Source organism: Vibrio sp. R-1 (assembly GCF_035615595.1).
Lineage (GTDB): Bacteria > Pseudomonadota > Gammaproteobacteria > Enterobacterales > Vibrionaceae > Vibrio > Vibrio cholerae.
The window spans coordinates 1-14,433 of the sequence record NZ_WPDC01000082.1 but is presented as its reverse complement, the minus strand read 5'-3'; the positions used below and the strand labels follow the sequence as shown (position 1 = coordinate 14,433).

The window sequence follows — 14,433 nt, the reverse complement described above, 5'->3', positions numbered from 1 at the left end:
CGGACGCATCGCTTGAGAACGAGGTGGATATTAGCGGCAGTTTTTCTGACGTGCAAGCCCAATTTCTTTGTTTTTGAATCGTTTGGCTTTTCTGCCATCATTTTGCTGTTTTTTTGCACTTTCCAATACATTTTTACTGCCATTATGGGTTCCATGACTGGCTCTGTACAGAATTAGAGCGCCGTCTACTTTTGTGATATGCATTCAAGATCAATGTTGATCAAGATATTCAACTCTGTACTATAAACGCTTACGTTTAGCCCCGGAGAGGGTAAGTGCATGGATGCTAGGTTATTTGACAATACACAAACGCTGCGGGCTTCAGTGTTATGCGGCTTAAGCTTTTTTTGGGCTTTGATCGCTTTCTTGATGGTGATGATCAATTTTTGGTCAACACAGTTAGTCGAACTCGCGTTACTTGAGCTCGTTTGCGCTTTCTACTCCCTGTATATTTATTCTCTGGCTAAACGCCGCATCCACACGGAGCAGCACATTTACTTCTATCTGTTTGTCTTAACTGGCACGACACTTTTCGCAACCTATATGAAACCGTTGATGATGGGGGTTTATATTTGGAGCTGCTTCGTTCCCATCCTGTTTTACATTTTTACCTCTGCTCGCTTTGCCTTTGTCACCTCTTGCCTGTTTTTGATCATACAAAGCAACATTATTTACTGGCAGTTGCAGCAAACTGGCGCGGCCATCTCTTGGTCAGTGCTCCTGCATCTTTGCTTTGCTTATATCGGAATTTGGGTGGTTGCCCATGTTTACGAAGATAACCGACGTAAAATTGAAAACTCCCTACTCTATCTTGCTTCACGTGATCCTTTAACTGGCGCGCACAACCGTTTGTCACTCACCACATCATTCCAACATTTTGAACGTTTTAATGATCAAACCTCGCTCTGTTTACTCGTCATTGACTTGGATTTTTTCAAATCGATTAATGATCAATTCGGCCATGACACTGGAGATAAAGTGCTGATTGAAACCACTCGCCTTTTTGCTCAAGTTGTTGGTGATAACAATTTATATCGAATTGGCGGTGAAGAGTTTTGCGTTACTTTATTTGATCAATCGCTTGAGCAAGCTGGGCGTGTTTGCGAACGCTTGAGAGCGATTGTTAGCCAGCATCTGTTCGCGTTTGGAGAGAAACGAGTACAAGTGACGATCAGTATCGGTGTGTGTGAATATCAAGCAGGAGATCAGCTGAACGATCTCCTGAAATTTGCGGATATGGAGTTGTATCGAGCCAAAAAGGCGGGAAGAAATCAGGTTCGCCTATTCAGACATGCCTCAACCAATCCTACAATGGTTAATCAACAAACCGAGAACGTGTGAGTTTAATTAACGCTGGGATTGCTGGCGTTGTCCTCTTCTTCAAATTCATAAACCACGTTGTAATTCTCCGTGTAGGAACAGTGTGGTTGTCGACTACAGGTAAAGAAGCGTCTTCCTCGGTATTCTCCTTGTGTGGCAACTTTGATCACCATAGGACTGCCGCAGCGTTTACAAAAACGCACTTCCTGCTCGGTTTGAATTAAATCAATGTGCGCGGCGAGTAAACGTCTTAACTTGCCAACTTGATAGCTCATGCGAATATTGGTGCCAATCAACGGGATGTTGGCCGATTTACAAACGTGCAGCAGCAACTTTTCTCGTTCTACTTTGCCCTTTTGCAGCTCTTTCCCATCATCCAATTCGAGCACGACTCTGGGTTCAAGCGTTCTTGCATCGCACACCACAAAGTCAAAGTAGCTTTTTGAGATCTTGTTATAAGCAATAAACCAGTGCTTTTTGTTCGCGACTTTACTTGGAGTGATCACATTGGTCATATTCACTTTCGCTAAGACCACGCCATGATCGCCAACCGCACTCACCAGTGCGTTAAAGAAAGCGCTTTCCTTCATATCCAGTAGTGGGCCTTTCTTTTTATAGGCATAGTCCTTAGTGTCATCGTGACGAATGACATACTTTTGGATCACGAAAAAGAACAGAACTAACAGTATGACGACAATAAAAATTTCAACCATAAGGTATTTGAGCCAGAAAAAAGAATTAATGTCATTGATAACTGATGTTGTATTGAAAAACCAGTTTCTATTGCTGATTTTGTGCGGAAAATAAAGTGGTTAGAGAAACACGGGTTATTTATCTTCAACGGGTATCTGTAGTTCAATCACCTGTCTTTGATTCAGCCTTAATAAAGAGAGCGATTCCCCCCAATACTTCTCGGTCAGTTCACGCATTAAACCGGACTCTTGTGCCGCCTTCAATGCTTGTTCCAGTAACGCTTGATGCTGAGCAACCTCAGGACTGAGGTAAAACTTGAAATCTCGTTGATATTGAAATAACAGATTCTGCTCTATGGCTAAGTGTGGGTTGAGAATGGATTCTTGGTAGATTTCAGTCACACCACGCGGGAAGTAGTTCACCACGCCTGAAACAGAAAGCTTCTTGTACAGGTCACGCCACTCTCCGTTTTGAATGTAAAAAGGTAAATGGTTGGATCGCCAAACCGCAATATCTAGCCATCCCTCACCCAGCCCAGCCACCAGCCGTGTTTGACGAAATTCATTCAGGTTAGAAACTTTATCTAAACGGCTTTGTAGACTAGGCGGAATTAATAAAATACGTTGCCCAATCAAACCATTGGTTAACGGTACATCAACATGAATAAACTTTTTATTGCGCTCTGGAGTTTCCAGTAACCAAGTGAGTGACAGTTGATTGTTTTCAACCATTTTCACCACCCGTTTTTGCGGTACGTGGGAGTATGGCGTTTTAATAATTAAAGAGATACCTTGAGCCGCTAAAGATCTGGTAAGTAACTCATGGTAATAAGCATGCCCGTTATCGTTTTGCGCCGCTAAAACCAAGGTTATGGTTTGCTGACTGGCAAAAGTACTTGTCGAAAACCATAAGAGAATGGATAACCAAGTTACGCGCATATTGCCTCCACAGTTACTTCATTTTCTATCCTTCATCACTCAGCAAGATACCGACCATGCTTTACTGCAGAACTCTTGGGTGATAGCGCTGTTATCACTCCCATAAGAAAAGCGGAGCAATGCTCCACTCATCCTCAAAGATTGAGAGTATATTTATCCATCATCGCAACCATTTTACCGATTTCAGGCTTCGTCAACGTATCATTGGCACCAAGAGCAAGCGCTTTGGATCGGTTATCGTCACTCATCAGTGATGAGAACATGACTATTGGCATAGTGGCGTATGAGTCATCCTCACGTAAACGTTTAATCAGATGCATACCATCCATTCTTGGCATTTCCACGTCCGTGACGACGGCATCGACCAGTTCACTAACAGGAATATTCTCCTCTTTTGCCGATTGCTTAAGCTCCATCAGCTTTTCATGGGCCTCGCCACCATCTTTACAAGCGATAATGTTGTAACCCGCTGAACTCAATGTGTCTTGGATTAAGCTTCGGATAAAGGCAGAGTCATCAACGACCATAATGGTTTTCGCATTACGCTTGGTCACCATACGCTGGTTGAGATCGACTTTTCTATCCACCGTCACATCGTATTTTTCCATACTCAGTTCAGGGTTGATATCAGCAATGATCTTCTCAAAATCCAGGATCATGATGAGTTTTTTGTCTTGTCGAACGACCGCAACCACACAATCTTGCTCACCCGCTTCGAGGAACTGGCTAGGTGATTCCACATCGTTCCACGAAATACGATGAATACGGCTGATACTGTCGATCAAGAAACCATTTGTCATACGGTTGAAGTCGGTGACTATCACGTATTTCTTACTGATATCCGTTGAAGTCGGCACACCGAGCCATCCGGCTAAATCCACCAAGGGGGTTAAAATTTCCCGTGAAGAAAATACCCCAATCATGTGTGGCTGGGCATTCGGATAGTCAGTCGTCTCTGGAACACGAATAACTTCACGAACCTTGGCAACGTTAATACCGTAATAACAGGTTTTAGTCCGCCCATCGGGAAGCACTTTTTCGAGATGAAACTCAATGATTTCTAGCTCGTTAGTGCCGCTTTCAGTCAAAATAGTACTGCTTGGGTTGCTCATAATCGTCACATCTTCTCGGGATGGTTATCAATATTTGTCCAGTATTGCCTGATAACGAGTTACACCATTCTCATTGACACTGTTTTTAATCAGCTCAATGCCTTTTTGTAAATCGTTCAATACCGACTTATCTATGTTTTTGTTAAATGCGTAATACAGTGAACCTTGCATCAAAACGTATACCGTTTCAAATTCTTGAACGGGATAGCTATCTTGGCTCATCCACCAAAGTGCGGTTCTTTCATCATAAGCGAGCAGATCAATGCGTTTTTTTAGCAATTGCTCGGCCAAGCTACTGACGGTGGAACCTTCTACCATGGATTCCCGTGGTATACCGAGTTGCAGTAATTGCTGTTCTCCAATGTCATCACGGATCACGCCAATTCGGTAATTTCCCAACTCGATAGGGTCATTCACTTTGATCTGACTCGACTTGCGTGCCAGCACTACCACTTTGATATCGGCAATAGGACCGACCCAATTAAATAAATTTTCACGATGTGTTGTACGTGTCGTAGAAAAAAGTACGCCATCCTGTTTTAACAACGCCGACCGATAAGAACGTGGCCAAGGTTGAACAAAAATCTGCTCCAAGTTCAAGGTGACATTAACCGCCGCCGCGGCTTCTAGGAGTAAATCCACCGCAATCCCCGCGGGTTTACCATCTTCTTTAGCAAAATTCAGTGGTGGATAGTTTTCTGTGTAGTACGTTAACGATTCCAGCCCCTGAGCCTGAACCTTCACACTAGGGCTAAAGCTCAGAACAACACCCAGTACTGTTGTCAAACAAAAACGCCATTGCATCTGTCGACCTCATCACATTCGTGTAATCTGTTTAAACTTTAGATGCAGTTATCCAATCCGTCTAATCAGGATGTGTGACGATGTAATTTACGGTACGTTCGTTCTGGGCGTCCCACCGTACCATAACTGAGATCGGCCTCCAACTCTCCAGCAGTGATAAGATACTCAAGATAGCGTCGGGCTGTTGTGCGGCTAGCCCCAATTTTTTCACCTGCCTCGTCCGCCGTCAGCATGGTAGCCGTTTGAAATAGCAACCGAATCTTATCCAATGTCACTGCGTCAATGCCTTTCGGTAAACGTTGCGGTAAGGCTTCTGAGGAATGTGTGGTGAACATTTTGTCGACTTTCTGCTGATCAAAATCCGCCAACTGTTTTAGCTCAGCTTGCCGCATTTGGTATTTTCTTAGTGCGGTTTCCAGCCTTGGAAACATCACAGGCTTGAGCAGATAATCCACCACACCACCACGCATCGCTTGTTGCAGTGTCTCCACCTCGCGCGCCGCCGTAATTAAAATCACATCGCAATGAACATTACGTCCACGAATCCATTGCAACAGCTCAAGGCCCGTTCCATCCGGTAAATAAACGTCCAACAGCACCAAATCGGGGTTAAGCACTTCCATCTGTAAACGCGCATCCGCTTGAGACGTCGCGATCCCCACTACCTCAAAGCCTTCTAACTGACTCAAATAGCGATGGTGAAGCTGCGCTATCGCAGCATCATCTTCAATGATCAGGAGTCGGGTTTTCATTACAACTCATCCTTGGGTAAATACACTGTCATTCGAGTACCTTGCGCTTTGCTGTGCATGTCCAGTTGTCCTTGATAACGATCGGCAAGCTGTTTGACTAAAAACAGCCCCACCCCTCGGTTTTGCACGGCTTTGCTCGACACCCCTTTTTCCGTTAGCTGCCAATGTTCCAGCTCTTTAGGTAAACCGCAACCTTGATCATCCACTTCCAAAATAATTTCGTTACCAAAATCACTGATCGAGACCTCAATCACTCTGCGTTCCGGTGGAACCGGCGACAGCGTACGTATCGCGGTTAAGGTCGCTTCAAACGCGTTGTCTATAAGGTTACCGAGAATGGTCACCACATCTTCCGCTTTGATATGAATCGGCAGCGTTTCTAAGCGCGCCCCTTCTTCCACCATGAGTTCCAAGCCTAGCTCACGAGCGCGCTCTGTTTTGCCAAGCAGCATCCCTGCAATCAGAGGGTCTTTAATTGTTTCACGTAAAAACTCAATCAACACTTGATAGTGCTCGGTTTCTTGACCAATCAGTTGCTGCACGGCATCCAACTCACCCATTTGTAGTAACCCACTGATAGTATTCAATTTATTTCTGTGCTCATGGGTCTGAGAACGCAGCATCTCTGCGTACTCTCGGGTTTGAGCCAACTGCTCAGTGAGTTCATTAATTTCATCGCGGAGACGGAAACTGGATACCGCCCCGACGACTTTTCCCTCAACCACGATCGGGCTGCGGTTGGCAATTATCCAATGCTTATTCAGATAGAGCTCAATATCGTGATCGGTTCTTCCGGTCGCCAAAACCGTATAGAGATCACTTTCTGGCAGAATGGTGGTCAAGCGTCGATTAAGAGCTTGTTCGCGGCGTAATCCCAAAATTTCACAAGCACTTTTATTGATCGAACGTAAGATCCCTTTGTCATCAATACTGATGATCCCTTCTTTGAGGGTGCTCATGGTCACATCCAGTTCCACGTACAAACGGGCAATTTCTTCCGGCTCAAACCCCAAAATAGCGCGCTGAAAACGTCGTGAGGCATAGCTAGAAACCAGTGCATTGGCGCCGACCACCAGTAACGCGGTAGCAATCAGATAGAATAAAAATGGCTCAACGCGGTCTTGTAGCCGCTCAATTAAATAGCCAACCGAAACGACACCGATGATTTGACCGTGTTGATCCACCACCGCCGCTTTACCACGAACCGATTTGCCTAACGAACCTTGAGCGAAAGAGACATAAGCTTCACCTTCCACTAGCGCTCTCTCGTTATCGCCCCCAACCATAGGCTTACCGATCCTTTCATCAATGGGATGAACTAATCGAATACCTTGATTGTCGCCAATCACAATAAACGCTGCACCTATCAGTTGGGTCAGTTCACGATAGCTTTGCTGCTGGTCATCTGAAGCACGGCCGGTCTTGATCATGTTGATAACCGCCGGAGTTTGTGCAAGGAATGCCGCAACGCCCAACGCTTTCTGGCCAACCTCTTGCTCTTGAGAATGTTTGACGTACATAAACCCTGCGGCAACCAAAAGTAGCAGCTCAATCAGACCCGATAAGGTCATGATGATCAGCATTCTCTTGCGGAAGGTAATACTGCTCCACACCATTGTTCACTCCTTGCTAGCGAGTGAAAGCTAACATCAATTTAACATTGGGGCGAAGCTCGCAATACATAACTGTGAGGCTGGCACGAGATTCACGTTAGCCATATGCCAGCAAGGCAGATCATGGCATAAAAAAATAAAACCAATTGCATATCTGTTTTATGGCACAGGTCACAACAAATAGGCACTTTGCTCCGGCAACTTTCTAGGTTAAGCAGTATACTTAATGCGCAGTGAGCATAAACCTAACTGGGATGCAATTCAGGCATAAGACTGAGAATAGAAATTGCGGCCAAGTTCACTCAATAACACGTCAGAAGGAATAGAGACATGAGAAGAGATGCTTTTGGAATTTGCCTATCCAAAGACATGCTTTGTGAGCATTTACACTCGACATTTACTCATGTGAGGGCTTACGAAATCGAGCCAGAAACGCATGATGAGATGCGTGTTTTGTTCGCTTTCCCTCAAATGTCAGGCAAAGACGTACTGACGACTATGCAGGGAACCAAAAAGTTAGTTTGGAGAGCCGATTACTATTGCCCCTCCTACCCTCATTGTTGATCACTTTCCTACGTTCAAGACACGTTTTTGGGCGTCAAAACCGATTACTCAAACAACTGGCTTGCTCTTGCAAGTCAGTTTTTTATACTGCGGTCCTTAACTCTTTGTTTGACTTCATCATCCAAAAAATAGAGCATTAGCTCTAAATTCATTCTGTCGAGCTCAAAATGAAAGTGAAATCTCTCTCTCTGGCGATCTGCTCTATATTATTTATGCCGATTGCTCATGCAGCGCCTCTCTCATTTCAAGAAGCTTGGGACTTGCTGCAACAACAAAACAACTCGCTTGCGGCGCAAAGAGCCAATGTTGAACGTTACGCTCATCTGAAAGATGCCACACAAAATCTCAATCTACCCTCGGTCAGTGTGGGAGCCAATTTTACGCGGCTTGATCAGGATGTAACACTTTCCGGCAAGCAGATTTTTGATAGTACGAGTCAGGAACTGCCTGCACTTCCTCCAACACTTGCTCAATTGGTTGCGGGTATTGGCTCTATTCAATCTACCATCACTGAACGCGATATTTTCACTTCCTCGATCCGTGCGATTTGGCCAATTTTTACTGGCGGACGAATTACTGCTGCGCAAGATGCCGCCGCAGGTAAAGAAGATGAAGCGCAAAGTCAGCTCGCGATGGAAATACAAGCGCGATATGAAGATTTAGCCAAATATTACTTTAGCGTGGTGTTGGCCAAAGAGGTGCTCGCTACCCGAATTGCGGTTGAAGAAGGACTCACGCAACATAGAGATAATGCCCTTAAACTTGAGCAACAAGGACAAATTGCTCATGTCGAGCGCCTGCAAGCAGATGCATCACTGGATAAAGCTAAAGTTGAGCGTAAAAAAGCACAAAAAACCTTGGACATTGCGCAAAGTGCGCTAACCCAAATTTTAGGCGCTACAGAAACCGTAGAACCGAGTGGCATGCTGTTCATCAATACCAGCTTACCGCCCATGCACGCCTTCATCGAACAAACACTCAATACCTATCCCGGCTTAAGCCTGCTCGATGCCAAAGAAAAGCAAGCCAGCAGCCTCATTAAAGCTGAGCAAGGGAAATACTACCCAGAAGTCTATCTGTATGGCGATTATAGCTTGCATGAAGATGACTCACTCGCTAGCCAAATGAAACCGGATTGGTTGGTTGGCGTTGGCGTCAATATTCCGCTGATTGAAAACACCGGGCGTAGTGAACAAGTCAAAGCAGCTAATAGCGCCGTGAATCAAGTGCGCTATTTAAAAGCGCAAGCAAAACAAGATCTCAGCGTGCTGGTGGAAAAAACCTATCTCGAAGCAGAACAAGCCCTTGAAGAAGTGACGGGACTGAATTCCAGTCTGAATTTGGCACAAGAGAACCTGCGTTTACGCCAAAAAGCGTTCAGCCAAGGTTTATCCACCTCCGTCGATGTGGTAGATGCCGAGCTTTATCTGGCCAGCATTCGCACCCAACAATCGCTAGCGAGTTTTAACTATCTCATTTCACTAAACAAATTATTGGCTCTGTCGAGCGAGATGAGCAGCTTCTCCACTTACCATCAATCCGCAGTTGCTCTCTCTTCACTGCACCAAAGCGCCACGGCTAAGTAAAAGGAATCCAAATGAAAACGGTAAAAACGACCTTAATGACGCTCACCGCTGTCGCTGTTGTTGGCTGGATTGGCTATCGCTTTTATCAAGCCTATCAACCTGAGCCAGTCACACTGCAAGGCCAGATTGAGTCTCAGCAGTACAGCATCTCCTCTAAAGTGCCGGGGCGCATTGACCAAGTTTTGGTGCGCAAGGGCGATCAAGTGGAAAAAGGCCAACTGATCTTCACTCTACTCAGCCCTGAAATTGATGCCAAGTTGGAACAAGCGATCGCCGGCCAGAAAGCCGCGGGGGCACTGGCTCAAGAAGCAGAAAATGGTGCGCGTGAACAGCAGATTCAGGCCGCCAAAGATCAATGGCTCAAAGCCCAAGCGGCAGCAGAACTGGCTGAAAAAACGTATCTGCGCGTCAATAACCTTTACAACGATGGTGTGGTTTCCGAACAAAAACGGGACGAAGCGCAAACCCAATGGCAAGCCGCCAAATACACCGAAAGTGCAGCGTTGCAGATGTATCAATTAGCCAAAGAAGGTGCACGAGAAGAGACGAAACAAGCCGCGCTCGAAAATGCACGCATGGCTGCTGGTGCGGTGGCTGAAGTCGAGGCATATGCCGCCGATACCAAGATTCAAAGTTGGTTTGATGGTGAAGTATCACAAGTCTTGATGCACAGTGGTGAGCTGGCTCCGCAAGGTTTCCCTGTCGTCACAGTGGTCGATACGCAAGACACTTGGGCAGTATTTAACGTGCGTGAAGATCTGCTCAAACACTTTACCCAAGGTGCTCAGTTTACGGCTTATTTGCCAGCTCTGGATAAATCCATCGAGTTTAAAGTCACTCACGTCGCCGTGATGGGCGATTTCGCCACTTGGCGCTCAACCGATGCCACCCAAGGGTTTGACCTGCGTACGTTTGAAGTGGAAGCACGTCCAGTCACGCCAACCGAAGGCCTGCGTATGGGCATGAGCGTTGTGGTTAAGTTATAAGTTGTGGTTGAACTTAAAATGAAGCACGCCATCCCCCGTCAATGGACGTTACTGCGTCACGATAAATGGTTACTTTCCTGTTTAACATGGGTGCCCATTCTGCTCGCCGTCTCCATTTGGTGGATTTTTTCCCAAGGCATAGCGCGCGATCTGCCGTTTGGTGTGGTGGATTTCTCCCACAGCCAGCTTTCACGCCAGCTTATTCGTGAGGTCGATGCGACATCGACACTGCTTGTCAGTCAGCATTTTGCGAGCGTCGATGAAGCCAGCCAAGCAATGCGCAGTAATCAGATCTATGGCTTTATGGTGATCCCCGCACAATTCGATAAAGCCATTTATCGTCAAGAGCAGCCGCAAGTAACGACTTTCTACAACAGCCAAATGATCTTGGTCGGTAAGCTCGTTAACTCAGCGGTGGTGCAAGCACAAGGCACATTTAATGCTCAAGTGGATGTGATGAAAAATCTCGCCACCAAAACGCATACTACCCTTGCGGCCATGGGGCGCTCGGTGCCCGTACGCACACAAATAACGCCACTCTTTAACCAAAATACCAACTACGCGCAATTTTTAGTGTCGGCGATTGTCCCCGCATTGTGGCAAATCACCATTGTCGTTAGCACCATTTTGATTCTGGCAGCCAACTATCGTCATTACGGGTTAAAGTCTTGGCTCGCGCAGTCTCCCTTAACCCAGTTAACCCGAACCCTATTGCCCTATCTCCCCATTTTCATGCTGCAAGGGCTTGGTTTTTTGATCTGGTTTTATGATGTACTGCGTTGGCCTATGTTTGGTCACTTTTCCACTTTGCTGCTTGCTCAATCGATTACCGTGGTGGCATGCGTGATCATGGGAGCATTTTTCTACTTCCTCACGCTCGATCCCGCTCGCGCGATGAGCTTTGCTGGCGCTTTCACTGCGCCCAGTTTTGCCTTTATGGGAATTACCTTTCCGGCGAGCGATATGAACACGCTCGCTCAAGCGTGGCGCAATTTGTTACCGATCAGCCACTACATTGAAGTGCAAGTGAACCAAGTGAGTTATGGGCTTGAGGCCTTAAGTTCTTTACAGCCTATGGTCAATATGTGGGGATATCTTCTGCCGCTTGGTTTGACGCTACTTCTGATCCGCAAACATTTAGCGCGGGAAATGGGAGGTGCCGTATGACCCTATTTGAGCTATTTAAAGCAGAGTTAAAAGCACTCTTCACTAACCCTGTTGTCGTGCTGACCGTTTTTGGTGGCGTGGTGTTTTATTCTTTCCTCTACCCGCTTCCTTACGCCAAGCAGATCCCCCGTGAACAGACCGTTTCTGTGGTCAATCTCGATCAAAGTCAGGCCAGTTTTCAACTGGAGCGGATGGTGGATGCCACGCCGCAAGTCAAAATTGTTCAGCGTGATCACACCATTGCCGATGCCAAACAAGCTTTCTTAGACAAGAAAGTCGCTGGCATACTGGTTATCCCTGAGCATTTCTACAAAGATTTGCTACTGGGTAAAAGTCCAACGCTTGCTTATGCAGGCGATGCTTCCTATTTTCTGGTTTACGGTACGATTGTTGAAGGTTTAGCCCAAGCGGGCGGTACACTCGCAGCACAAACCAAAGTCAGTCGTTTGGTCATCGAAGGTGAACCGATGGCGTTTGCCGCGCAGCATTTCTCGCCAACCAGTGCCAACCTGAAACCCACTTTTAACCCACGTATGGGCTATGTCGATTACGTCGTACCCGCCGTTTTTGTATTGATCCTGCAGCAAACGCTGATCATGGCGGCTGGATTGATGGTTGGGACACAAAAGCAAGGTCACGGCTATTGGAGCCGAGTCGCTCCTGCCAAACTGTTGTTAGTGCGTAGTTTTGTGCTGGTTGCGGTCTACTACTTGCTGAGTCTTTATTATTTCGGTGCCAGTTTTGATTTGCACGGCGTAAATACGTTAGCAACGCCAAGTGATCTCATCAGTTTGCTCTTGCCGTTTTTATTAGCCTGTAATTTTGTCGGTATTGCGTTGGGAGCAGTGACTCCAAGACGCGAACTGGTCACTTTGGTGGTGTTAATTAGCTCCATGCCACTGATTTTTACCGCTGGATTTATTTGGCCGTTGGAAATGATCCCTGCGCCTTTAGTCTGGCTTGCGCAGTGCTTCCCAAGCACGCCAGCAATCCAAGGCTTTCTGGGTTTAAACCAAATGGCGGCCAGTTGGTCAACCATAGCACCAAAATGGACACTCCTTTGGGCACAGGCTTTGGTATGGGGCGGTTTGGCGTTTTATCTTTTACGCCGAGATCTCCAGCGTACCGCTAAACACCCACAATAATGTCTACTCTTGCCACTGTTGACGCATGCGTTCGACAGTGGCTTCATCCACCCCATGCACGTTTTGATAACGTTCTCGGCACACCAGAATCGTCAGCTTAGCTCGATATTGTCGGGCAAGTTTTCTGTATGCCGCCATCTCCCAATGCCGAACAAAAGTATTCGATACCACCACGTCTTTGCCTTGTTGCAGCCAGTATTCCGTCTGTTGTTGACACCATTCATGGGCTTGCGCCAAGTGTTCGGGGCGAAAATGGTAATCACCTTGTGGATTGACAAAATACATGTCTGCTTCCAGATGCACAGCAGCCAAGGTCTTCGCCAAGGTTGATTTCCCCGAACCGGGCAAACCGCGAATAAGGGTTAAATGAGGTCGCATACTTGATTCACAGTAGTCAATTGTGCCGAGAGATACTAACTTAGATTGAGGTTCGTTGCATTTTGCTATCGACAATAATTTTCGGTTGAGTTATAAGTCTGGATGTTTAGACGTCCAAATTAATGCTTAGGGAGAAAGCTGTGCCGATTAGAATCCCCGACCAATTACCGGCGAGTGATGTGCTACGTAACGAAAACATCTTCGTTATGTCCGAATCGCGTGCTTCGACGCAGGAAATACGACCACTCAAGGTGCTATTGTTAAACTTAATGCCTAAAAAAATTGAGACGGAAACTCAGTTTTTACGCCTCTTGTCCAACTCCCCTTTGCAGGTCGATATCGAGCTGCTGCGCATCGATGACAGACCAAGCAAAAATACTCCAGAAGAGCATCTCAACACCTTCTATCGCCAATTTGAGCTGGTCAAAAATCGCAACTTCGATGGGTTAATCATCACGGGCGCGCCACTGGGCTTAGTACAATTTGAGGATGTCGCCTATTGGCAGCATCTACAAAACATCATGGCTTGGGCTAAAGCGCATGTGACATCCACTCTTTACATCTGTTGGGCGGCGCAAGCTGGGCTGAAGCTGCTGTACAATTTGCCCAAACGTACGCGTGAAGAGAAACTGTCCGGTGTCTATTACCACGACATCCACAAGCCGTTTCACCCTCTACTGCGTGGGTTTGATGATCGCTTTCTCGCTCCGCACTCTCGCTACGCAGATTTTGATGCGGAATTTTTGGCTGAGCATACTGATCTCGATATTCTGGCAACGTCCGATGTGGCGGGCGTTTACCTCGCAGCGACCAAAGATAAGCGTAACGTGTTTGTGACTGGCCACCCTGAGTACGATGCTTACACCCTACATGGTGAATATGTGCGTGATCTGGGCGAAGGGCTTAATCCTGCGATCCCCGTCAATTACTACCCCAATGACAACCCAGATAACAAACCTTGCGCCAGTTGGCGTAGCCACGGGCACTTGCTGTTTGCCAACTGGCTTAACTACTGCGTTTATCAACAAACACCGTATGATTTGGAAAAATTCAGCGAAGCCAATTTTACCAAAGACGAATAATCCTTTCGGCCGCCATGTGCGGCCTTTTATCCCTTTACTCGCCTTTCCGCCTTTAACTTCTGCCTGATATCCCATCCACTTGGCGTTGCAGCTTGAAGTCAGAAGGGGGATAGATAAATAGATTTGCCAACTGACTCGCAGACTTAACCCTCACCACTCGGCCTCCCAATTGAATTGCCTATCATTGGTGCGTTAACGGGAGGGATGTATGAAAAATGTGTTTGGTTTAGGGCTCATCATCGCCTTAGCAGGCTGCGTCACCGTCACTGAAACGGCGGGTAACGCAACGCAAA

15 protein-coding genes and 1 pseudogene are annotated in these 14,433 nt (G+C 46.6%); 9 read left to right on the top strand and 7 right to left on the bottom strand.

Annotated elements, in window-relative coordinates:
• Positions 1–279 precede the first annotated feature (279 nt).
• Positions 280–1,341: a GGDEF domain-containing protein gene (locus GOU96_RS14390; protein WP_042988461.1), complete on the top strand. Its 1,062-nt coding sequence runs from the start codon at positions 280–282 to the stop codon at positions 1,339–1,341.
• 2 nt (positions 1,342–1,343) lie between these two features.
• Here GOU96_RS14390 and GOU96_RS14385 read toward each other — a convergent pair whose 3' ends face one another.
• Positions 1,344–2,033 carry a DUF2726 domain-containing protein gene (locus GOU96_RS14385; RefSeq protein ID WP_000229271.1) on the bottom strand — a complete coding sequence of 230 codons (690 nt, stop codon included), beginning with the start codon at positions 2,031–2,033 and terminating at the stop codon, positions 1,344–1,346.
• Between GOU96_RS14385 and GOU96_RS14380 the strand changes: the two genes are divergently transcribed.
• Complete coding sequence (locus tag GOU96_RS14380) at positions 2,008–2,127, top strand: hypothetical protein (protein ID WP_001960797.1); 120 nt, start codon at positions 2,008–2,010, stop codon at positions 2,125–2,127. The genes GOU96_RS14385 and GOU96_RS14380 overlap by 26 nt on opposite strands.
• 20 nt (positions 2,128–2,147) lie before the next feature.
• Here GOU96_RS14380 and GOU96_RS14375 read toward each other — a convergent pair whose 3' ends face one another.
• From GOU96_RS14375 to GOU96_RS14355, 5 genes are all read right to left on the bottom strand, one after another.
• On the bottom strand, positions 2,148–2,951 hold the full coding sequence (locus GOU96_RS14375; RefSeq protein WP_001266821.1) for a hypothetical protein: 804 nt from the start codon (positions 2,949–2,951) through the stop codon (positions 2,148–2,150).
• A 134-nt stretch (positions 2,952–3,085) separates the two neighbouring features.
• Complete coding sequence (locus GOU96_RS14370; protein ID WP_267781780.1) at positions 3,086–4,063, bottom strand: chemotaxis protein; 978 nt, start codon at positions 4,061–4,063, stop codon at positions 3,086–3,088.
• 27 nt (positions 4,064–4,090) lie between these two features.
• Positions 4,091–4,867, bottom strand: coding sequence for a substrate-binding periplasmic protein (locus tag GOU96_RS14365; protein ID WP_095464360.1), 777 nt, complete (start codon positions 4,865–4,867; stop codon positions 4,091–4,093).
• A gap of 65 nt (positions 4,868–4,932) precedes the next feature.
• On the bottom strand, positions 4,933–5,619 hold the full coding sequence (locus GOU96_RS14360; RefSeq protein WP_000857635.1) for a response regulator: 687 nt from the start codon (positions 5,617–5,619) through the stop codon (positions 4,933–4,935).
• Positions 5,619–7,235, bottom strand: a complete 1,617-nt coding sequence (locus GOU96_RS14355) for an ATP-binding protein (protein WP_000262313.1) — start codon at positions 7,233–7,235, stop codon at positions 5,619–5,621. The genes GOU96_RS14360 and GOU96_RS14355 overlap by 1 nt, the downstream gene beginning before the upstream one ends.
• A 327-nt stretch (positions 7,236–7,562) precedes the next feature.
• On the opposite strand from GOU96_RS14355, the gene GOU96_RS14350 reads away from it, so the two are divergent.
• From GOU96_RS14350 to GOU96_RS14330, 5 genes are all read left to right on the top strand, one after another.
• A complete protein-coding gene (locus GOU96_RS14350; protein ID WP_001250487.1) occupies positions 7,563–7,796 on the top strand; it encodes a hypothetical protein in 234 nt (77 codons plus the stop codon).
• 167 nt (positions 7,797–7,963) lie between these two features.
• Positions 7,964–9,382 carry a TolC family protein gene (locus GOU96_RS14345; protein ID WP_069648087.1) on the top strand — a complete coding sequence of 473 codons (1,419 nt, stop codon included), beginning with the start codon at positions 7,964–7,966 and terminating at the stop codon, positions 9,380–9,382.
• Between the two features lie 11 nt (positions 9,383–9,393).
• Complete coding sequence (locus tag GOU96_RS14340; protein WP_267781783.1) at positions 9,394–10,368, top strand: HlyD family secretion protein; 975 nt, start codon at positions 9,394–9,396, stop codon at positions 10,366–10,368.
• Between the two features lie 18 nt (positions 10,369–10,386).
• Positions 10,387–11,535, top strand: a complete 1,149-nt coding sequence (locus GOU96_RS14335; protein WP_162809485.1) for an ABC transporter permease — start codon at positions 10,387–10,389, stop codon at positions 11,533–11,535.
• Positions 11,532–12,680, top strand: coding sequence for an ABC transporter permease (locus GOU96_RS14330; RefSeq protein ID WP_000171821.1), 1,149 nt, complete (start codon positions 11,532–11,534; stop codon positions 12,678–12,680). The genes GOU96_RS14335 and GOU96_RS14330 overlap by 4 nt, the downstream gene beginning before the upstream one ends.
• A 3-nt stretch (positions 12,681–12,683) precedes the next feature.
• Here the strand turns inward: GOU96_RS14330 and GOU96_RS14325 are convergent, their stop codons facing one another.
• The gene (locus tag GOU96_RS14325; RefSeq protein WP_260813170.1) at positions 12,684–13,058 is read right to left on the bottom strand and encodes an ATP-binding protein; all 375 of its coding nucleotides are present in this window, start codon (positions 13,056–13,058) and stop codon (positions 12,684–12,686) included.
• A 140-nt stretch (positions 13,059–13,198) separates the two neighbouring features.
• Here GOU96_RS14325 and metA point away from each other — a divergent pair, with 140 nt between their 5' ends.
• Positions 13,199–14,140 (top strand): homoserine O-acetyltransferase MetA, encoded by a 942-nt coding sequence (gene metA / locus GOU96_RS14320; protein WP_001122740.1) that lies wholly within the window; start codon positions 13,199–13,201, stop codon positions 14,138–14,140.
• A 208-nt stretch (positions 14,141–14,348) separates the two neighbouring features.
• A pseudogene (locus GOU96_RS14315) lies at positions 14,349–14,433 on the top strand (type IV pilus biogenesis/stability protein PilW); the annotation flags it as partial.

Bases quoted from the DNA above. Each gene is read 5' to 3' on its own strand.
- GOU96_RS14385 (WP_000229271.1), bottom strand. From the start codon at position 2,033: ATGGTTGAAATTTTTATTGTCGTCATACTGTTAGTTCTGTTCTTTTTC.
- GOU96_RS14335 (WP_162809485.1), top strand. From the start codon at position 10,387: ATGAAGCACGCCATCCCCCGTCAATGGACGTTACTGCGTCACGATAAA.
- GOU96_RS14355 (WP_000262313.1), bottom strand. From the start codon at position 7,235: ATGGTGTGGAGCAGTATTACCTTCCGCAAGAGAATGCTGATCATCATG.
- GOU96_RS14365 (WP_095464360.1), bottom strand. From the start codon at position 4,867: ATGCAATGGCGTTTTTGTTTGACAACAGTACTGGGTGTTGTTCTGAGC.
- GOU96_RS14340 (WP_267781783.1), top strand. From the start codon at position 9,394: ATGAAAACGGTAAAAACGACCTTAATGACGCTCACCGCTGTCGCTGTT.
- GOU96_RS14325 (WP_260813170.1), bottom strand. From the start codon at position 13,058: ATGCGACCTCATTTAACCCTTATTCGCGGTTTGCCCGGTTCGGGGAAA.
- GOU96_RS14370 (WP_267781780.1), bottom strand. From the start codon at position 4,063: ATGAGCAACCCAAGCAGTACTATTTTGACTGAAAGCGGCACTAACGAG.
- GOU96_RS14360 (WP_000857635.1), bottom strand. From the start codon at position 5,619: ATGAAAACCCGACTCCTGATCATTGAAGATGATGCTGCGATAGCGCAG.
- GOU96_RS14345 (WP_069648087.1), top strand. From the start codon at position 7,964: ATGAAAGTGAAATCTCTCTCTCTGGCGATCTGCTCTATATTATTTATG.
- GOU96_RS14390 (WP_042988461.1), top strand. From the start codon at position 280: ATGGATGCTAGGTTATTTGACAATACACAAACGCTGCGGGCTTCAGTG.
- GOU96_RS14330 (WP_000171821.1), top strand. From the start codon at position 11,532: ATGACCCTATTTGAGCTATTTAAAGCAGAGTTAAAAGCACTCTTCACT.
- GOU96_RS14350 (WP_001250487.1), top strand. From the start codon at position 7,563: ATGAGAAGAGATGCTTTTGGAATTTGCCTATCCAAAGACATGCTTTGT.
- GOU96_RS14375 (WP_001266821.1), bottom strand. From the start codon at position 2,951: ATGCGCGTAACTTGGTTATCCATTCTCTTATGGTTTTCGACAAGTACT.
- GOU96_RS14380 (WP_001960797.1), top strand. From the start codon at position 2,008: ATGACGACAATAAAAATTTCAACCATAAGGTATTTGAGCCAGAAAAAA.